This window comes from Lentzea miocenica (assembly GCF_033949945.1).
Lineage (GTDB): Bacteria > Actinomycetota > Actinomycetes > Mycobacteriales > Pseudonocardiaceae > Lentzea > Lentzea miocenica.
Window position 1 is genome coordinate 19,259 of record NZ_JAXAVW010000005.1, and the last position, 17,888, is coordinate 37,146.

General features: G+C 68.0%; 19 protein-coding genes. 15 read left to right on the plus strand and 4 right to left on the minus strand.

The genetic code is table 11. From position 1 onward, the window contains the following. Positions 1-12: 12 nt before the first annotated feature. The gene (locus tag SK803_RS07585; RefSeq protein WP_319965072.1) at positions 13-669 is read right to left on the minus strand and encodes a type 1 glutamine amidotransferase domain-containing protein; all 657 of its coding nucleotides are present in this window, start codon (positions 667-669) and stop codon (positions 13-15) included. 56 nt (positions 670-725) lie between these two features. Between SK803_RS07585 and SK803_RS07590 the strand changes: the two genes are divergently transcribed. Further along, positions 726-1,619, plus strand: coding sequence for a LysR family transcriptional regulator (locus tag SK803_RS07590; protein WP_319965073.1), 894 nt, complete (start codon positions 726-728; stop codon positions 1,617-1,619). On the opposite strand, the gene lexA is transcribed toward SK803_RS07590, so the two are convergent. Beyond that, positions 1,616-2,272 (minus strand): transcriptional repressor LexA, encoded by a 657-nt coding sequence (gene lexA, locus SK803_RS07595; protein ID WP_319965074.1) that lies wholly within the window; start codon positions 2,270-2,272, stop codon positions 1,616-1,618. The two genes, SK803_RS07590 and lexA, sit on opposite strands and share 4 nt — an antisense overlap. A gap of 79 nt (positions 2,273-2,351) precedes the next feature. Here lexA and SK803_RS07600 point away from each other — a divergent pair, with 79 nt between their 5' ends. The 5 genes from SK803_RS07600 to SK803_RS07620 all read left to right on the plus strand — a co-directional run bounded on the left by SK803_RS07600 (position 2,352) and on the right by SK803_RS07620 (position 5,754). After that, on the plus strand, positions 2,352-2,918 hold the full coding sequence (locus SK803_RS07600) for a GNAT family N-acetyltransferase (protein ID WP_319965075.1): 567 nt from the start codon (positions 2,352-2,354) through the stop codon (positions 2,916-2,918). 22 nt (positions 2,919-2,940) lie between these two features. Continuing rightward, the gene (locus SK803_RS07605) at positions 2,941-3,582 is read left to right on the plus strand and encodes an RNA polymerase sigma factor (RefSeq protein ID WP_319965076.1); all 642 of its coding nucleotides are present in this window, start codon (positions 2,941-2,943) and stop codon (positions 3,580-3,582) included. Next, on the plus strand, positions 3,575-4,648 hold the full coding sequence (locus SK803_RS07610; RefSeq protein ID WP_319965077.1) for a CU044_5270 family protein: 1,074 nt from the start codon (positions 3,575-3,577) through the stop codon (positions 4,646-4,648). The genes SK803_RS07605 and SK803_RS07610 overlap by 8 nt, the downstream gene beginning before the upstream one ends. A gap of 109 nt (positions 4,649-4,757) precedes the next feature. Continuing rightward, positions 4,758-5,186, plus strand: coding sequence for an SRPBCC domain-containing protein (locus tag SK803_RS07615; protein WP_319965078.1), 429 nt, complete (start codon positions 4,758-4,760; stop codon positions 5,184-5,186). Between the two features lie 10 nt (positions 5,187-5,196). Continuing rightward, positions 5,197-5,754 (plus strand): TetR/AcrR family transcriptional regulator, encoded by a 558-nt coding sequence (locus tag SK803_RS07620; protein WP_319965079.1) that lies wholly within the window; start codon positions 5,197-5,199, stop codon positions 5,752-5,754. On the opposite strand, the gene SK803_RS07625 is transcribed toward SK803_RS07620, so the two are convergent. Then, positions 5,701-6,189 carry a MarR family winged helix-turn-helix transcriptional regulator gene (locus SK803_RS07625; RefSeq protein WP_319965080.1) on the minus strand — a complete coding sequence of 163 codons (489 nt, stop codon included), beginning with the start codon at positions 6,187-6,189 and terminating at the stop codon, positions 5,701-5,703. The genes SK803_RS07620 and SK803_RS07625 overlap by 54 nt on opposite strands. A gap of 95 nt (positions 6,190-6,284) precedes the next feature. On the opposite strand from SK803_RS07625, the gene SK803_RS07630 reads away from it, so the two are divergent. Both SK803_RS07630 and SK803_RS07635 read left to right on the plus strand, forming a co-directional pair. Continuing rightward, a complete protein-coding gene (locus SK803_RS07630; RefSeq protein WP_319965081.1) occupies positions 6,285-7,043 on the plus strand; it encodes a DUF4142 domain-containing protein in 759 nt (252 codons plus the stop codon). A gap of 26 nt (positions 7,044-7,069) precedes the next feature. After that, entirely contained in the window at positions 7,070-8,242 is a 1,173-nt protein-coding gene (locus SK803_RS07635) for an FAD-dependent oxidoreductase (protein WP_319965082.1), read from the plus strand. Here the strand turns inward: SK803_RS07635 and SK803_RS07640 are convergent. Beyond that, entirely contained in the window at positions 8,239-8,607 is a 369-nt protein-coding gene (locus tag SK803_RS07640; protein WP_319965083.1) for a winged helix-turn-helix transcriptional regulator, read from the minus strand. The genes SK803_RS07635 and SK803_RS07640 overlap by 4 nt on opposite strands. Positions 8,608-8,690: 83 nt before the next feature. Between SK803_RS07640 and SK803_RS07645 the strand changes: the two genes are divergently transcribed. Genes SK803_RS07645 through SK803_RS07675 form a run of 7 tightly spaced genes read left to right on the plus strand, consistent with a single transcriptional unit; the run spans position 8,691 to position 17,888 of the window. After that, the gene (locus tag SK803_RS07645; RefSeq protein ID WP_319965084.1) at positions 8,691-9,086 is read left to right on the plus strand and encodes a nuclear transport factor 2 family protein; all 396 of its coding nucleotides are present in this window, start codon (positions 8,691-8,693) and stop codon (positions 9,084-9,086) included. Positions 9,087-9,132: 46 nt separating this feature from the next. Then, positions 9,133-12,060 carry a DUF4062 domain-containing protein gene (locus tag SK803_RS07650; protein ID WP_319965085.1) on the plus strand — a complete coding sequence of 976 codons (2,928 nt, stop codon included), beginning with the start codon at positions 9,133-9,135 and terminating at the stop codon, positions 12,058-12,060. After that, positions 12,057-14,975, plus strand: coding sequence for a DUF4062 domain-containing protein (locus SK803_RS07655; protein WP_319965086.1), 2,919 nt, complete (start codon positions 12,057-12,059; stop codon positions 14,973-14,975). The genes SK803_RS07650 and SK803_RS07655 overlap by 4 nt, the downstream gene beginning before the upstream one ends. Positions 14,976-15,026: 51 nt before the next feature. Beyond that, entirely contained in the window at positions 15,027-16,172 is a 1,146-nt protein-coding gene (locus SK803_RS07660; RefSeq protein WP_319965087.1) for an AI-2E family transporter, read from the plus strand. A 23-nt stretch (positions 16,173-16,195) separates the two neighbouring features. Continuing rightward, positions 16,196-16,693, plus strand: a complete 498-nt coding sequence (gene msrA, locus SK803_RS07665) for a peptide-methionine (S)-S-oxide reductase MsrA (protein ID WP_319965088.1) — start codon at positions 16,196-16,198, stop codon at positions 16,691-16,693. Continuing rightward, the gene (locus SK803_RS07670) at positions 16,672-17,172 is read left to right on the plus strand and encodes an MOSC domain-containing protein (protein WP_319965089.1); all 501 of its coding nucleotides are present in this window, start codon (positions 16,672-16,674) and stop codon (positions 17,170-17,172) included. Before msrA ends, SK803_RS07670 begins: the two co-directional genes overlap by 22 nt. Beyond that, positions 17,169-17,888: a polysaccharide deacetylase family protein gene (locus SK803_RS07675; protein WP_319965090.1), complete on the plus strand. Its 720-nt coding sequence runs from the start codon at positions 17,169-17,171 to the stop codon at positions 17,886-17,888. Before SK803_RS07670 ends, SK803_RS07675 begins: the two co-directional genes overlap by 4 nt.

Genomic DNA, 17,888 nt, shown 5'->3' on the forward strand with positions numbered 1-17,888 from the left:
CTCATTCCTGGGCTAGATCAGCGCGGCGACCTGAGTCGCGGTGGCCACAGTGGACTGCGGGTTCTGACCCGTCACGAACCTGCCGTCCACCACCACCGTGTTCGACCACGGCTCACCCGGCGTGACGCGCGCGCCCAGTTCGGCCAGCCGTCCGGCGACCAGGTAGGGGACGTCCAGGCCGCCGATGCGCTCCTCCTCGTCGCTGAACACCGTCAGCTCCTTGCCGGCGAACACGAACGTGCCGTCGGCCCTGACCGCGCTGAGCAGCCCGGCCGGCCCGTGGCACAGTGCCGCGACGAGCTTGCCGCTGTCGTGGAAGTCCGCCAGCAGCGTGCCCAGGTCCTGGTCGAACGCCAGGTCCGTCATGGGGCCGTGGCCGCCGGGCAGGTAGATCGCGTCGAAGTCGGCCGCCTTCATCGACGCCAGCGTCGCGGGCGCGCGCAGGTCCTCGAGCGACGCGACGGCGTCGTCGAACCTGCCGTCCAGGCTCGCCTTGTCGACGGTCGGCACGACACCGCCTGGTGTCGCCACGGTGACCTCGACGCCGGCCTCGCGGAGCACGCGCACCGACTCGACCACTTCCTCGGCCCAGAACCCCGTGGGGTGGTTCGTGCCGTCCGCCAGCGTCAGCGAGTCGGCTCCGGTCACGACCATCAGTAGCTTCTTCATGCGGCCAATACCATCACGAATCCTTCAAGCGTGTCGGATGAGCTATAAGCTGCCTTATGGCCGAGAAGTTGACAGACCTGGATCTCCTGGCCACGTTCCTGGAGATCTACCGCGGCGGGTCGATCACGGCCGCCGCGACCAGGCGCGGGCTCACCCAGCCCGCGGTGAGCGGCCAGCTCGCCAGACTGGAGAGGGACCTCGGCGAACCCCTGTTCATCAGGGGCGGTCGCGGCGTCACCGCCACGCACCGGGCCGACGAACTCGCTCGACGCGCAGGCCCGCACGTCGACCAGCTCCGAAGCGCTCTCGACCCCGCGCCCGCCCTCGAAGGCACGGTCAGGATCGGGGGAGCGGCCGAGTTCATGACCACCCGCGGCATGTCCGCCCTCACCCCGCTGACCCAGCGGGGGATCCGGGTGGAGATCACCCTCGGCCTGGCGAACGACCTGCTCAACGCGCTCAAAGCCGGACAGCTCGACATCGTGCTGTCCGCGGTCCGCCCCGGTGCGGGACTGACCGCGAGCCCGCTGACCGATGAGGAGTTCCTGCTGGTCGGGCCGCCTCTGCTGGCCAGAACCGTGGATCGTGAGCTGCTCGCCGAGGACCCGGCGCGCGCACTCGAACACCTGCCGCTGGTCGCCTACTCGGACGAGCTGCCGATCATCAGGAGGTACTGGCGCAGCGAGTTCGGCAAACGCCCGAAGAACCCCACGGCGATCGTCGTGCCGGACCTGCGCGCGGTGCTGGCCGCGGTGATCGCCGGTGCGGGCGTGTCCGCGCTGCCTCGCTACCTGGCCGAACCCGCCATCACCGCCGGATCCGTCGAACAGCTGCACCACCCGGAAGTGCCGCCGCTCAACACCCTCTACCTGGTGACCCGCGGAGCTCCCGCCCCGGCCGTGCGAGCGGTGGCCGAGCACCTGAAGGAACGCGACTGGGGCGTTCTCTAGACGCTGCGGAGAACCGAGACCACGATGCCGAGGATCACGGCCTTGTCGCCGTCGATCACCGGGTAGTCGGGGTTGCGCGGCTCCAGGAACACGTGACCGTTGCGGCGCTGGTAGACCTTGACCGTCGCCTCTTCCTCGATCATCGCGGCGACGATCTGCCCGCTGTACGCCTCGTGCGTCTGCCGGACCACGACCATGTCGCCGTCGCAGATCGCGGCCTCGATCATCGAGTCACCGCGCACGCGCAGCGCGAACACGTTGCTGCCGCGCCCGACCAGCCCGCGCGGCAGGTTGAGCACGTCGTCCACGTGTTCGACGGCCGAGATCGGCGTACCGGCGGCGATGTCACCGACGACGGGCACGGAGATCGAGTCCTCCGAGACCCGCGCGGGCGACGGGGTCTCACTCAGGAAGACCCGCACGTCCATCGGCCGCGTCACCGAGCTGCCGCGGCGCAGGAAACCCTTGTCCTCCAACGCGGACAGGTGCTTGGAGACGCTCGACGACGACTTCAGGCCGACCGCCTCGCCGATTTCACGCGTGCTGGGGGAGTAGCCGTGCTCCACCACCCAGTCGCGGATGGCGACCAGGATGTTCTGCTGGCGTTCCGGCAGCACTGTCGTGTCGAGCTCGAGGTCGTCGTAGGCGGTCACCAGGACGATCTTAGTAGTCACCCGATCGTGTTCCTGAAACGAGTTGCCTCTGGGCGAGCCGGGCGGATTCGATCTCCGGATGACCAACGTCTGGACCGGACGGCTCGTTCGCCTGCGCGCGGTGGAACCCGAGGACTGGGAGTCCTTCCAGAAGTTCGACCAGGACTCCGCCACCCAGCGGGCCGCCGACATGATCCACCCGCCGTCGTCGGCCGCCCGGCAACGCGAGTGGGCGCAGAAGGCCGCGCTCCGGCAGGCGGAACGCGACCAGTTCCAGCTGGCGATCGAGTCGTGTGAGGACGGTGCGCTCGTCGGGTCGACGTCGACGCACTCGGTGGACCACAGGGCCGGCCGGTTCTCCTACGGCATCGCGCTCGGCCGGGACCACTGGCGGCGCGGCTACGCGTCCGAGGCGGTGACGTTGCTGCTGGGCTTCATGTTCGGCGAGCGCAGGTTCCACAAGTGCGAGGCGAGCGTGTGGGGCTTCAACGAACCGTCGATGGCGCTGCAGCGCAGGCTCGGTTTCCACGAGGAGGGCAGGCTGCGCGACCACGAGTTCTTCGCCGGGCGCCATCACGACGTGGTGCTGTTCGGGATGACCGCGGCCGAGTTCACGGCACGGCACCCGTACCCGAGCGAGATCTGATCGGACACCCCACGATGTGGCGGTGAGCACACGCCGGGAACGCTCGTGGGGGCTGCGGCCAGGTAGTCATGTGCGAAGCGACGTGGCGCCCGTGGCGCTGACCATCGAAGACGAGGCGCCCGGCGTGCTGGACGAGGCCGCGCTGCTGACTCTCTACGAATCGACGGCCGAGCGGTTGCACCGCTACGTGGCCAGGCGGGTCGGCACCGACACCGCGCAGGACGTTGTCTCTGAGGCCTTCTTGGTGCTCTGGGACCAACGGCAAGGGCAGGCTTACGAGGCCGACGCGGTGCGTGCGTGGCTCTACGGCGTGGCGACGAACCTGCTGCGCGGTCACGTGCGTGCGGAGGAACGCAAGCTGCGTGCGTGGAGCAAGGAGTACGCGGCCCGCACCGACGAAGCCGACATCGGTGACCGGGTGAGCGCCGCGGCGGACGCGGACGTGCTCGCCGGACCGCTGACCGCCTGGCTCGCCGAACTGCGCGTCGAGGAACGCGAGGTGCTGCTGCTCAACGCGTGGGCGGACTTCTCGCCGACCGAGATCGCTGTGGCGCTCGACGTCCCGGTGGCCACCGTGCGCACCAGACTGCACCGCGGGCGTGCCCGGCTGCGCACCAGCCTCGCCGCGACCGACCACGACTTCACCGAGGACAGCCATGTCTGAGCCGACCAAGCCCGAGACCCTCGACCGAGTGCTCGACGCCGCGCTTTCCCGTGCCGGCGACGAGCCCGTCCAGTTCGACGTCGCCGCCGGCAAGGTCGCGCTGGCGGCCGCTCTCAAGACGCGCGCCGAAGTCGCCGAGCCGATCGCCGTCGGTGCCGAGCACCGGCCGCGCCGCCGCACCCGCTGGCTCGCCGCGGCGGCCGCCGTCACCGTGCTGGCCGGTGCCGGCCTGGCCGCGTCGACCGTCGACCTGACCGGCGTCGGCAGCAACCCGGCGTCCGCCGCCGAGGAGCTGATCAAGGCCGCGGACCTCGCCTCCCGCGTCGTCGACCGGCCGGTCGGCCCCGGTCAGTACCGCTATGTGCGCAGCCACTACACCGGCATCACCGGGGAGTGGGGCTCCGACAAGGCGTGGACCACCGACTCGGCCACCGAGGAGTGGATTCCCGCCGACCGCCGCGACGAGTGGATGTTGCGGAACAGGATCTACTCGGTGAAGTGGGTCGACGGCCACGAGGGTGAGGGCGATCCGGAGGCCGGCACCGCGTTCAAGGACGGCGAGGAGTTCCGCGCCAAGTGCGGCATGTACTCCTACTTCGCCGAGGGCTACCCGGACCGCTGCACCGTCGGCTCGTTCCACAACCCGACGCCCGAGTTCATCGCCTCGCTGCCGAAGGACCCGGCGGCGCTGCTGGCCAAGCTCAGGGAGGAGGGCCACGCCGAGGACGCGGGTGCGTTCATGTCGGCTCTGGAAGCGTTGCGGTCGGGTCAGTTCCCCGCCGAGGTGCGCGCGAACATCTTCCGCGCGCTCGCCCAGTTGCCGGGCCTGGTCGTCACGGACAAGCGGGCGAACCTCGACGGCAAGGAAGGCGTCGCGCTCGGCAAGAGGTACTACGACGACTTCACCGAGATCATCATCGACCCGGACAACGGTGACTTCATCGGCACCAGGGAGGTCATCGCCGAGGACCAGTCCGGGGACAAGGGCACCTTGGAGAAGGGCACGGTCCGCAGCTCCTCCGCAGTGACCTCGGTGATCGTGAACTCGATCGGCGCCCGCCCGTAGAACATCTCCCGCGTTCGGGTGCGGGAGGGACATGCAACCCTGGAGTTGCGCATCCTCGGGGGATGTGCAACTCTGGGGTTGCACTTGTTGGCGGACTTCAGGAGTTGTCGTGACCGTGGACCGGATCGAACGCGAGACCGTGATCGAGGCACCGCTGGAGCGGGTCTGGCAGTTGGTGACCGAGCCGGGGTGGTGGGTGGCCTCGACGCCCTCCGGTGTGGCTGTCGAGGGCGAGACGACCCTGTGCAAGAACGAGCGGTACGGCGACTTCCCGGTGCGTGCCGAGGCCGTGAAGCCGCGGAGCTTCGTGTCGTACCGCTGGGCCAGCGCGTTCGAGGGCGAGGAGCTGACCTCTGACAACACGACGCTGGTCGAGTTCACCCTCACGCCGGAGGGTGCCGGCACGCGGCTGCGCGTTGTGGAGAGCGGGTTCGAGGCGCTGGCCGGCTCCGGCGAGCTGCGCGCGAAGGCTCACGAGGACAACGCGAGTGGCTGGGCCGAGGTGCTCGACGCGTTCAAGAAGAGGGCCGAAAGCTAATCTTGGGCGCGTGCCCAAGTCTGCCGATCGTGGTCGCCGCACCCGTGAACAACTTCTCGACGCCGCCGCTCAGTTGGTGGGTGAGGTCGGCTGGGGTGCGGTGACCACGCGGCTGGTCGCCGAACGGGCGGGTGTCAACGCGGCTCTCGTGCACTACCACTTCTCGTCGGTGCCGGAACTGCTGTCGACGGCCGCGCTGCGGTTCGCGTCGAAGATGCTGACCGAGTCCGCGGACGTGCTGCGCGCCGCTGATCCGGCTGCCGGCATCGAGCGGATGCTGGAAGAGCTTTCCCGCTACACCGGCACGGACCCGGAGTCGTTGCTGCTGGCCGAGGCGTTCCTGGCCGCGCACCGGCTGCCCGAGCTGCGGTCGTCGCTGGCCGCGCTGGTCGCCGACTTCCGTTCGAGGGTTGCCGCGTGGCTGCACGACTCCGGGGTGAAAGACGCCGACGCGGTCGCGTTGTTGTTGGGCGCGGCCATCGACGGGTTGGTGCTGCACCGCGCGTTGGACGAGTCAGTCGACTTCCGCGTGGTCGCGGGCCCGTTCCGGCGACTCGTCACGGGCTGACCAGCGGGGTTCGCCGCCGGCCTCGGTGAACGCGGTCAGCGCCTCGACCAGGCCGTGCCGCAGGTGCTCCGGCATGCGCGCCACGATCCTGCTGATCTCGGCCCGCCGGCGTGCCATCACCTCGCCCACGACCCGGCGGCCCTGCTCGGTGACCGCGACGACGATCTCGCGTTTCGTGGCCGGGTTCGGTTCGCGGCCGACCATGTCCGAGGTGATCAGCCGGTCGATCATGCGCTTCGCGGTCGAGGGGTTGACCTCGAGCAGATCGGCGAGCGCCGTGAGCTTCATCGGGCCGCGGCTGTCGAGCAGCACGACCATCCTGAGCTGCGGCAGCGTGAGCGTTTCCTCGACCGCCGCCAGCGAGCGCGCCGACACGGCGATCAGCAGGCGGGACGCGGTGAGGACCGCGTCGGTCAGATCGTCGACATCGCTCACTCCGCAAGTTCTACAGGGCTCGATCAAGATAACGAAACGATAAACATTGCACTGTGCAACGGTCAGCGTGTGGCGGTCTGTCCGTACCTCCCGGCATGCGGACACTCCTCGTCTCCCTGCTGATCCTGTTGCTCGGTGCCCCGCCCGCGTTCGCCCAGCAGGACCTCGGCCCCGACTACGTGCAGACCCGGTTCGGACCGATGGGGCCGGCCGGGCGCGACCTGTTGCAGAAGGTGGCACTCGCCGGGTTGTGGGAGGGCCCCGCCGGGAGGATGGGGCTGGAGAAGTCGGCCAACCCGCTGGTGCAGGAGGCCGGCCGGCACCTGATCGACGGCCACGCCGACCTGGACCGGCGGACCGTCGAACTCGCCCGCACGCTGAACGTGCAGCTGCCGACGCAGCCCAACGAGGCGCAGCAGGGCTGGCTGAACGAGATGGCGGCCGCGCCCGCCCGCAGCCCCGAGTTCGACCGCGTGTTCGCGAACCGGCTTCGCGCGGCGCACGGCGTGGTCTACAAGTTCCTCGCCACCGTGCGCACCGGCACGCGCAACACGGCGATCCGCGACTACGCCAAGGTCTGCATGGACACCGTGCTCGACCACATGACGGTGCTGGAGGCGACCGGGATGGTCGACTTCGCCGACACCGACGCGATCCCGCTGGCCCTGGTCGCACAGCCTTCGTCGGCCGCGCCCACGCCTCCCGCTGCTCGCGCGCCGCAGGTCGTCACGCAGCAACAACAGGAGTCCGGCGGCGTTCCCGACGGCCTCATCGCCTTTGGCGTGCTGGTGGCCGTGGTGGCCGCGCTGTGGTTGTGGAGCGGTGGCCGGAGCAGTCGCAGGATGCACCCCTGATCGCTGGCACGTGTTAAATTGGGCATATGCCTAAGTCGAGTGCCCAACAAGCGTTGGTCGTGGGAGCGGGGATCGCCGGCCTTGCCTCGGCGTGGTGGCTGGAGCGCGCGGGGTGGGACGTGCTCGTCGTCGAACGGGCGCCGTCGTTCCGCGCTGGCGGTTACATGATCGATTTCTTCGGGCCGGGTCACGAGGTGGCGCGGCGGATGGGCCTGCTGCCGGCGCTGGAGGCCCGTCGCGCGCCGATCTCGTCGGTGACCAGCGTGGATTCGCGGGGGAGACGGCGGAGTGAGATCTCCACGTCGGCCTACGAGTCCGTTGCTTCCGGCGTGATCAGCCTGCTGAGGGGCGATCTCGCCGAGGTGATCCGTGCCGATGTGCGTTGTTCGTTCCGTTATGGGGTAACGGTTTCTGCCATCGACGACGGCCGTGTGACGTTCTCCGACGGTTCGGCCGGCTCGTTCGACCTGATCGTGGGTGCGGACGGTGTGCACTCGCGGGTCCGGGAGCTGGTGTTCGGCCCTTCGTCATCGTTCGTGCGGTATCTGGGGCACCACACGGCGGCGTTCTCGGTGCGGGACGCGTCGCTCGCTGCGGAGATCGGTTACCGCTACCAGATGTTGACGGTGCCGGAGCGGATGATCGGCTGCTACGCGGTGCGGGACGGCTCGATGGCCGCGTTGATGTTGTACCGCTCTGCCTCGCAGGAGTTGCCTGCTGATCCAGCGGCCGCCTTGCGCTCTCAGTTCGGTGACCTGGGCTGGGTCGCTCCTTCATTGCTTTCCGCGGTACCACAGGACATCTACTACGACGAGGTGTCCCAAGTGGACATGCCGTCGTGGCATCGCGGCAAGGTCGTGCTGGTCGGCGACGCGTGCGGGGCGGTGTCGCTGTTCGCCGGCCACGGCGCGTCTCTCGCGATGACCGGCGCTTGTGTGCTGGCAGAAGAGCTTTCGGCGGGTTTCGAGGGTGCGTTCGACCGCTACCAGGCCCGGATGAAGCCCGCCGTCGAGCACACCCAATCGTTCGGGCGGCGGTTCATCGGCTGGATGGCACCCTCCTCGCGGTGGCGGATCTCGTTGCGGGACATGGCTTTCCGGCTTTCGGGCCTGCCCGTCGTCCGCAACCTGATCCGCGGCTCGGTGATGCCGGACGTGGACGGCGTCCTCACTCCCGCGGCGCCCGCGAGCCTCCACTAGCGAGCGTCGTACATCTCGCGGTTCACGATCACCTCGGCGATGTGCTTCTCCGCCCACCGGCACAACACCAGCAACGGCTCGTGCAATGTGAAACCGAGCTCCGTCAACTCGTACTCAACCCGCGGCGGCACCTCCGCGAACACCTGCCGCGTGACGATCCCGTCGCGCTCGAGGTCCCTGAGCGTCTCGGTCAGCACCTTGCCGCTGATCCCGTCGATGCTCGTCCGCAAGTCCCCGAACCGCATACGTCCGTTGCCCAGCACCGTAACCACCATCGCGGTCCACTTGTTGGCAATGCGCGCCAAACTGGTCCGCGAAGGACAGGTAGCCGCGAGCACGCTCCAGTCCGGCACCGTCTGTGACATGGCGCACACCCGCCCATTAGTTACGTTGAGGTAATTGGTTACTTCTAGTGAGCATAGGGCAACACCAGCACAAAGGAGAAACCATGACCACCCCGCTCACCGTGGCCACCACCTACTTCGACGCCCTCGAAGCAGGCGACTTCGCCACCGTCGCCGCCCAGTTCGCCGCCGACGTCGTGTGGCACCAGCCAGGCGCGAACCAGTTCTCCGGCACCCACCACGGCCCCGAAGCCGTGGGCGCGATGATCGGCGGCATGATGACCGTCTCCGAGGGCACCTTCACCCTGCGCCGCAACGCCCCGCTGATGGTCAACGGCTCCACCGTCGCCGCCCCGGTCCACTGGACCGCCAAGCGCTCGGGCGCCGAGATGGACGGCGTGGGCGTGGACCTGATGCGGGTGGCCGACGGCAAGGTGGCCGAGGTGTGGCTGTTCACCGCCGACCCGGCCCAGGAAGACGCCTTCTGGGGCAAGGCCTGACCCTTTCGGGCCGTAACGACGTCGGGCCGTGGCGCGAGATCTTTACATGTCCGCGCCACGGCAATACCCCGATGTGATGGTGTCGTCGACCTTCGCCGACCTGCGCGAACACCGCGCCGCCCTGATGAGCGCGCTGCAGGGGCAGGAAATGTTTCCCGTGGCCATGGAGTCCGACTCGGCCCTGCCGGCCGGCACCGTCCTCGACTCGTCCCTGCGGAAGGTTCGCGAGGCCGCCGGTTACGTCGGCATCGTCAGCCATCGCTACGGCCAGATCCCGGTGTGCGACGCCAATCCGGACGGGATGTCGCTCACTCACCTGGAATACCGCGAGGCGGTTCGCCTGGGGCGTCCGATCCTGATCTTCATCATGGGTGACGACCACCCGGTGAGAGTCGCGGACATCGAGCGGGATCAGGTCAAGCAGGCGAAGCTGGACCAGTTCCGCGAGGAGGTCAAGCTCGCGGACGGCGAACTGCATCGCGTCTACCGCGTGTTCACCAGCCTCGAAGACTTCACCTCCGGCGCCACTCAATCCGTGTCCGAACTCCGCAGACTGCTGGAATCCGAGCCGGCCTCAGTCACTCCGTCCGCGCCTGATGGCATCTCCGCCGCACCGGAGCTGTACGCGCGCCCCCGGTACCTGGGCTCGCATTCGTTCGTGGGCAGGCAGGAGCAGCTCACGACGTTGAGCGAATGGGCGAGTGCGGCGGAGTCCCGGACCGTGCTGCTGTTCGAGGCGATCGGCGGCACCGGCAAGAGCATCCTCACGTGGGAGTGGATCAACCACTACGCGCCCGGCGTGCGCGACTGGGCAGGCCGCTTCTGGTACTCGTTCTACGAGGCCGGCGCGGTGATGGCCGACTTCTGCCAGCACGCCCTTTCGTACATGACCGGCCGGCCGCTGGAGGAATTCACCGGCGAAGCGCAGGACGAACTCGGTGAACAACTGCTTCGTCAGCTGGAGTCCAAGCCGTGGTTGCTGGTGCTGGACGGTCTGGAACGCGTCCTCGTCGCCTACCACCGCTACGACGCCGCGCGGCTGCTCGACGAGGAGGCCGGTGCCACCGACGAGATCGGTGACCGGCACCCGTGCGAGGCGATCCGGCCTGAGGACGAAGACCTGCTGCGCAGGCTGGCCGCCGCGGCGCCGTCCAAGATCTTGATCAGCTCGCGGTTGGTGCCCAAGGTGCTGCTGAATCACGCGTCCCAGGCGATTCCCGGTGTCCTGCACCAACAGCTGCCCGGCCTGCGTCCTGCCGACGCCGAGGCCTTGTTGCGTGCCTGCGGCGTGACGGGTGACAGCAGGGCGATGCGCACCTACCTCCAACGGCATTGCGACTGCCACCCGTTGGTCACCGGAATCGTGGCGGGCCTGGTCAGCGACTACCTGCCCGCGCGCGGCGACTTCGACGAGTGGGCCGGCGACGCCGATGCCGGAGGCAGCCTCGACGTCGGCGAGCTCAACCTGGTGCAAAAGCGCAATCACATTCTCCGCGCGGCGGTGTCCGCGTTGCCGGAACCAAGTCGCCGGCTGCTGTGCACACTGGCGATCCTGTCCGAGGCCGTCGAGTACGAGACGCTGCGCGCGGTGAGCCCGCTGCCGTCGTCCGCCAAACTCGGCCGTGCTGTGTCGGACCTGGAGCAGCGCGGCTTGTTGCAGTACGACTGGTCGACGCGGCACTACGATCTGCACCCGGTGGTGCGCGCGGTGTCCGCGAGCACCCTGCGCCCCACGGATCTTCGGATTCTCGGCCAGCGAGTGGTGGACCACTTCTCTGTGGGCGCGCATGGAACGTACCTGCATCTGAGAAGCGTTGACGAACTACGCAGTCACATCACCGTTGTCCGCACTCTGCTGCAGATGGGGAAGCTGCACACCGCGTTCGGCTCCTACATCAACGGACTGGGCCCGGCGTTGCTCTTCAAGCTCGAGGCAGCTCCGGAAGCCCTGTCATTGCTTCGGCCGTTCTTCGAACACGGCTGGACCAGAGCAGCATTGGTGGACAAAGAGTTGACACGGCTCCAGCGTGCTCGGCTCTGCAACGATGCGGGAGCGGCGTTCAACAAGCTCGGAGATCATGATCAGGCGCTGGCCCTGTACCAGGTCGCTGTGGAGGAGCGACTGGACTATGAGGACTGGTCGAACAGCGCTATCAGCCTGACGAACGTTTCGATCGCGCTGCACCGGCAGAACCGTCGGGCGCGCGGACATTTCGTGGCGGAGCTTGCTCTGCAGCTGGCTGAGCTGTCAGGCATCCCTGGAGCGTTGTTCATGGCCCAACTGCAGTTTTTCGTGTCACTAGGGGCGCTTGGCGATACTGATGCGGCGATAGCTGTGTGGCCGGCGCTCGACCTGAGGCGAACGTGGGATGTACAGGGCACCAACGCGGGAGACGCAGAGCTCGCTTACGCCGAGTTGATGTTCGACCAGGGTGTCCACTCCGATCTGAGGCTGGATGAGATCGAAGCCGTCGGTCGGCTGCACGGAAAAAGATTTGTCGTCCGGGGCGCGCGACGGCTACGAGGCCACCTTCACCTGAAACGTGCGGAGTGGGCGGCCGCCGCCGCCGAGTTCGAGGCGGCTGTCAGCTCGGCCCGGCACTGCGGACTGCCCTGTTCCGACGACGAAGGCCTGCGCGCGCTGGCACGTGTTCACCTGGGCCAGCTACCGGACGCGCGAGCAGAAGTCGAAAACCTCACCAGCAGCCATTTCGTGCTCGCTCAGCTGTGGCAGGCGATCGGCGATCGGGAGCGGGCGATCGATCACGCACTCGCGGCACATCGGTTCGCCTGGGCCGATGGCGAGCCGTACGTCCGCCGGTTCGTCCTGGACGAGGTCATCCTGATGCTGAAGGAACTGGAAGTGGCGATTCCCGTCCTGCCGCCCTACGACGCCGCGAAAGACCCACAGCTGCCGTTGGAGAAACGGGTTGAGGAAGTCATCGCAAAGCTACGTGCCAAGAAGTCACGATGATGACGCCGCGGCAGTACTTCGGTGTCGTCGTGTCCAGCACGTACGAGGACCTGCGCGAACACCGGGCAGCGCTGATGAGCGCCATCCAGGGCCAGCAACTCCACGCCGTGGCAATGGAATCCGACTCCGCGCGCCCCATCACCGTGATCGAGTCGTCGTTGCAGAAGGTGCGGGACGCGGCGGCCTACATCGCGATCATCGGCCGCCGCTACGGCTCGATCACCGCGTGCCCGGAGAACCCGGACGGGCTTTCGCTGACACACCTGGAGTTTCGCGAGGCCGTGCGGCTCGGGCGGCCGATCCTCGTGTTCATCATGGGCGCCGATCACCTCGTCACCGAGGACGGCATCGAGCTGGACCCGGACAAGCGCGCGAAGCTGGCGGCCTTCCGCGAGGAGGCCAAGTTCGCGGGCGGCGAGGTGCACCAGGTCTACAAGGAGTTCAACGACCTGGCCTCGTTCGCGATGGCGGCCACGCAGTCGATCGCCGAGCTGTGCCGCATGCTCGACGCGCCCGCTCCCGAACCGCCGGCTGTGAACGAGGACCACATCCCGGTAGCGCCGGCTCTGTACGCCAGGCCGCGCTACCTCGGCTCGCACGAGTTCGTCGGCCGTGAGGCACAGCTGACGACGTTGAACGACTGGGCGCGGCCTGCCGGGCAGCACTCCGTGCTCCTGTTCGAGGCGATCGGCGGTTCCGGCAAGAGCATCCTCACGTGGGAGTGGACGACCCGGCACGCGCCGGCTGTGCGCGGGGACTGGGCCGGTTGCTTCTGGTACTCCTTCTACGAGGCCGGCGCGGTGATGGCGGACTTCTGCCGGCACGCCCTCGCGTACATGACCGGGAAACCGCTGAAGACGTTCGAGGTCAAGAAGCAGCTGGAGCTCACCGAACTGCTGCTGCACGAACTGGAGTCGCGGCCGTGGCTGCTGGTGCTGGACGGGCTGGAACGCGTCCTGGTCGCCTACCACCGGCTGGACGCCGCCCAGGTGCTCGACGAGGAGGCGGGCGGCTCCGACGAGATCGCGCATCGCGACCCCACGACCGCCATCCGGCCGGAGGACGACGACCTGGTGCGGCACCTGGCCGACGCGGCACCGTCACGGATCCTGATCACCTCCCGGCTCGTCCCGAGAGTGCTGCTCAACCAGTCCAGCCAGCCGATCCCCGGGGTGCTGCACGAACGCCTGCCCGGTTTGCGGCCGGCGGATGCCGAGGCGCTCATGCGCAACTGCAGGGTGCGGGGCGACTCGGCGGCGATGCGGTCGTTCCTGCAACGCCACTGCGACTGTCATCCGCTCGTCACCGGCATCGTGGCGGGACTGGTGAACGACTACCTGCTCGCCCGCGGCGATTTCGACAGGTGGTCGACCGATCTGAACCACGGCGGGAGCCTGGAGATCGGCGAGCTCGATCTGGTGCAGAAGCGCAACCACATCCTGAGGAAGGCCGTCGACACCCTGCCGAGGGTCGCCCGGAAGCTGTTGTCCACCTTGGCATTGCTGCCGGGCGCGGTCGACTACGCGAGGCTCGACGCGTTGAACCGGCGCCGGTCCAGCGAGAAGGCGGTGTCGGATCTGGAACGGAGAGGACTGCTCCAGTACGACCTGCAGACCGGGCAGTACGACCTGCACCCGGTCGTTCGCGCGGTGGTGGCGGACGGCCTGGGCGCGTGGGATCGGAGGCGGCTCGGCAATCGGGTGATCGACTACTTCTCCGCCCGCAGGGCCACCCGATACGAGGCCGTCAGCAGCCTGGAAGAACTTCGCGACGACATGACTCTGGTCCAGACGCTGGTGCGCAGGGGCCGGTTGAACGCGGCCGCCGATGTCTACTTCGGAGGGCTGGACGAGGTGCTGAGGTACCAGTTCGAATCCGTTCCGGAGATGTCGGCGTTGCTCCGTCCCTTCTTCGGTGCGGAGTGGTCGTCCCCGTCGCCCAAGTTGTCCGCCAGAACTGCTTCGCCCCTGGCGAATGACGCGGCCAGCACGTTGAGCCGGCACGGAGATTTCGAGCAGGCGCGAAAGGTGTGGGAGGTGGCGTACCGCCTGGCTGTCAAAGGCGGTGACCACTACGAGGCCGTGGTGATCCTTTCGAACATCGCCCTCGCACTGCACTCGGTGAACCGGCTGGCGGCATCGTGGCGCATCAGGCGGTTGAACCTGAACGTGGCGGAACGCGTAGCGGACGTGAGGGCCGTGCACTGCGCCCGTTCGGATGTCTTCGAGTGGCTCGCCTCGGTCGGCCGGGTCGAGGAGGCGGAAGAGATGTGGCGCATCCTGCTCACGGGAGGCGACGATGATGATGACCGCTTCCTGCGGAGACAGAAGTGTGAAGCCGCACTTGTGCATGCCTCTCTGCAGTTCGAGCGTGGCCTCCTGACTGACGACGAGTTGGCGAAGGTCGAGGCAGCAGGCAGACGCACCAACTACCGATACATGATTCGAAGTGTGCATCTGCTGCGCGGATGGTTGTGCGCGCAGGGCGGCGATTGGCCTGGTTCCGCTGCCGCGCTGAGCGAGGCGGTGCGGATGGCACGTGAAGTCGGTCTCCACGCCTCGACGTCGGAAACCAGGCTCGCTCTGGCACAGACCCACCTGGACCAGCTGTCCGATCCGGCACAGGTGGCCGACCAACTGGCCGCGCACAGAGATCCGGACGATCAGGCGCTGGCCGAGCTGTGGCTCGTGATCGGTGATGCCGACAAGGCCCGCGACCACGCGCTCGCCGCGTACCGGTGGGCGTGGGCGGAGGGCGAGCCCTATGTGCGGGCCCTCGACCTGGAACGAGCGAAGCGACTGCTCGCGAAGCTGGACGTCCCGGTCCCGGTTCTTCCGCCTTACGACCCCGCCAACGACCCTGAGCTACCGGTGGAGGCCGTGGTTCGTGCGTTCCTGAAGTCGCTGCGGAGGTGAAAACGGCGGGTCTGCCACCCGTTCGGGCTAGATCACGACAGACTGTGCGGCGTGGAACGGGAACGCAGGTGGGCGGACAAGGGTGAGGCCATCGGCCACGGCGTGAGCTGGCTCGCGCGGTGGAGTCTGCGGGTGGCGCTGGCGGCGCTCGGCTTCTGGATGGTCGTGTGGGTCATCGGGCAGCTGTGGGTGGTCGTGATGCCTGTGCTGCTGGGGCTGCTGATCACGACGGTGCTGTGGCCGCCGGCCAGGTGGTTGATGTCGAAGGGGCTCAACTCGGCGTTGTCGGCGACGATCGTGCTGGTCGTCGGGCTGGCGGTGCTGGGTGGTGTCATCGCGGCGATCTCCACTTCGATCGCGTCCGGTGTGCCGGAGATCGCGCAGAGCGCGCAGAAGGCCGTCACCCAGCTGCAGGACTGGGCCTCGGGGCCGCCGTTCAACCTCAAGGACACCGACCTCGACCGGTTGATCGCTCAGGGCGTCGACCAGGTCAAGTCGAGCATCGGGTCGATCGCGAACGGGCTGCTGACCGGCGCCGGCGCGGTGACGTCCGGTGTCGTGACCGGGTTGGTGGCGCTGTTGCTGGCGTTCTTCTTCGTGAAGGACGGCATGCGGTTCACGCCTTGGGTGCGCGGGCTGATCGGTGAGCGCGCGGGCGGGCACGTGACGACGGTGCTCGAGCGGGTGTGGGTGACGCTCGGGTCGTTCATCCGCAGCCAGGCGATCGTGTCGCTGATCGACGCCGTGTTCATCGGGCTCGGGCTGGTGATCCTGGGCGTGCCGCTGGCGATTCCGCTGGCCGCGCTGACGTTCCTCGGCGGCTTCATCCCGATCATCGGCGCGTTCATCGCCGGTGCGCTGGCGGTGCTGGTGGCGCTCGTCAGCAACGGGCTGACCACGGCGATCATCATGCTCGTCATCGTCATCGTGGTGCAGCAGGTCGAGGGCAACGTGCTCCAGCCCATCCTGCAGTCGCGCAGCCTGCGTCTGCACGCGGCGGTGGTGTTGCTCGTGGTCACCGCGGGTACCAGCATCTATGGCATCGCGGGCGCGTTCTTCTCGGTGCCGGTCGCCGCGGCGGTGGCGGTCGTCATGCGCTACCTGGGCGAGGTCATCGAGGCGAGGTCGGTCCCCGTAATGGACACGTCACATCCTGACGGGGATGAACCGGCCGAGACCGAACGTTCTCCGGAGTGAACACCGAGCAGAGGAGCATCACTGTGACGGAGAAGGCTGTTCTCGCGGGCGGCTGTTTCTGGGGCATGCAGGACCTGTTCCGCCGCCACCCCGGCGTCGTCTCCACGCGCGTCGGCTACACCGGCGACCCCAGCACGCCGAACGCCACCTACCGCCGCCACGGCAACCACGCCGAGGCCATCGAGATCGTGTTCGACCCCGAGCAGTTGAGCTACCGGCAGGTCCTGGAGTTCTTCTTCCAGATCCACGACCCGTCGACCCGCAACCGCCAGGGCAACGACATCGGCGCGGGCTACCGCTCCGCGATCTTCTACACCGACGACTCGCAGAAGCAGATCGCCGAGGCGACGATCGCGGACGTCGACGCCTCCGGGAAGTGGCCGGCCAAGGTCGTCACCGAGGTCACCCAGGAGTCGGACTTCTGGGAGGCCGAGCCAGAGCACCAGGACTACCTGGAGCGCTACCCGAACGGCTACACGTGCCACTACGTGCGGCCGGAGTGGCAGCTCGGCGAGCGTTGATCGAGATCGTCGCGCTGCACGTCTCACCCGTGCACGCCTACGAGGGCCGTCCGTCGGACGGCCCTCGTCCCGATCCAGGGCCTGTTTCCCGCGACCACGTGGTGGTGCGGGCCGGGCTCGGGATCGTTGGCGACCGCTACTTCAACCACCCCGCGCACCGCAACGCCGCCGTCACGCTGATCGCCGCCGAGTCGCTCGACCCGTGGCCGGTGGACCCGTTGGTGGCGCGGCGGAACATCGTCGTGCGCGGGTTCGATGTGGACTCACTGCCCCGCGGCACCGTGTTCAGCCTCGACACCGGTGATGGGCCGGTGCGGTTCGAGGTCCATCGACCGGCCAACCCGTGCGCGTGGATGGATTCGGTCATCGCGCCGGGTGCGTTCAAGGCGTTGCGCGGCAAAGGCGGCATCCGGACCGTGCCGCTCGACGACGGGGTGCTGCGAGCAGGGAAAGCCGCATTGGCCATAGTGGGCGCATGAAGTGGTTGCGCCGCAAGCCGACGATCATCACCGCCGGCAGCCTCGTCGTGGTGCTCGCCGCCGCGGCGACCCTCTGGAACATCAGCAGCTCCCGCACGTTCCAGTTCTTCGGCGAGCTGGTCGACCGCGTCGAAACCACCGACAAGGTGGTGGCGCTCACCTTCGACGACGGCCCGGACCCTGCCGGCGCGCAACAGGTCCTCGACGCACTCGACGAAGAACAGATCAAAGCCACGTTCTTCCTCATGGGCCGCGACCTCCAGAGCCACCCCGACCTGGGCAGGAAGATCGCCGAGGCCGGCCACGAGATCGGCAACCACACGTACAACCACGAACGAATGGTCGGCGTGCTGCCCAGCACCGTGGCCAGGGAGATCGAAGACACCGACGCGCAGATCCGCAGAACCGGCTATCAGGGCGACATCCACTTCCGCCCGCCCAACGGCAAGAAGCTCTTCGCCCTGCCGCACTACCTCCAGGAACACAACCGCAAGACGATCATGTGGGACGTCGAACCGGACTCCGCGGGCACGCCCACCGCACAGCAGATCGAGCAGGAAACCCTGAGTCGAACCAAACCGGGCTCGATCATCCTGCTCCACCCCATGTACGGAGGCCGCGACCAGACCCGGCAGGCCCTCAAGCCGATCATTCGCGAGCTAAAGGAGCGCGGCTACCGGTTCGTCACCGTCTCCGCGCTCCTCAACCAAGCGTGA

What these genes read in the sequence shown, in the direction of transcription:
- SK803_RS07655 (WP_319965086.1), top strand. Translation starts at nt 12,057, where the DNA reads ATGATGACGCCGCGGCAGTACTTCGGTGTCGTCGTGTCCAGCACGTAC.
- SK803_RS07640 (WP_319965083.1), bottom strand. Translation starts at nt 8,607, where the DNA reads ATGTCACAGACGGTGCCGGACTGGAGCGTGCTCGCGGCTACCTGTCCT.
- SK803_RS07675 (WP_319965090.1), top strand. Translation starts at nt 17,169, where the DNA reads ATGAAGTGGTTGCGCCGCAAGCCGACGATCATCACCGCCGGCAGCCTC.
- SK803_RS07610 (WP_319965077.1), top strand. Translation starts at nt 3,575, where the DNA reads ATGTCTGAGCCGACCAAGCCCGAGACCCTCGACCGAGTGCTCGACGCC.
- SK803_RS07600 (WP_319965075.1), top strand. Translation starts at nt 2,352, where the DNA reads ATGACCAACGTCTGGACCGGACGGCTCGTTCGCCTGCGCGCGGTGGAA.
- SK803_RS07635 (WP_319965082.1), top strand. Translation starts at nt 7,070, where the DNA reads ATGCCTAAGTCGAGTGCCCAACAAGCGTTGGTCGTGGGAGCGGGGATC.
- SK803_RS07585 (WP_319965072.1), bottom strand. Translation starts at nt 669, where the DNA reads ATGAAGAAGCTACTGATGGTCGTGACCGGAGCCGACTCGCTGACGCTG.
- SK803_RS07630 (WP_319965081.1), top strand. Translation starts at nt 6,285, where the DNA reads ATGCGGACACTCCTCGTCTCCCTGCTGATCCTGTTGCTCGGTGCCCCG.
- SK803_RS07645 (WP_319965084.1), top strand. Translation starts at nt 8,691, where the DNA reads ATGACCACCCCGCTCACCGTGGCCACCACCTACTTCGACGCCCTCGAA.
- SK803_RS07590 (WP_319965073.1), top strand. Translation starts at nt 726, where the DNA reads ATGGCCGAGAAGTTGACAGACCTGGATCTCCTGGCCACGTTCCTGGAG.
- SK803_RS07650 (WP_319965085.1), top strand. Translation starts at nt 9,133, where the DNA reads ATGTCCGCGCCACGGCAATACCCCGATGTGATGGTGTCGTCGACCTTC.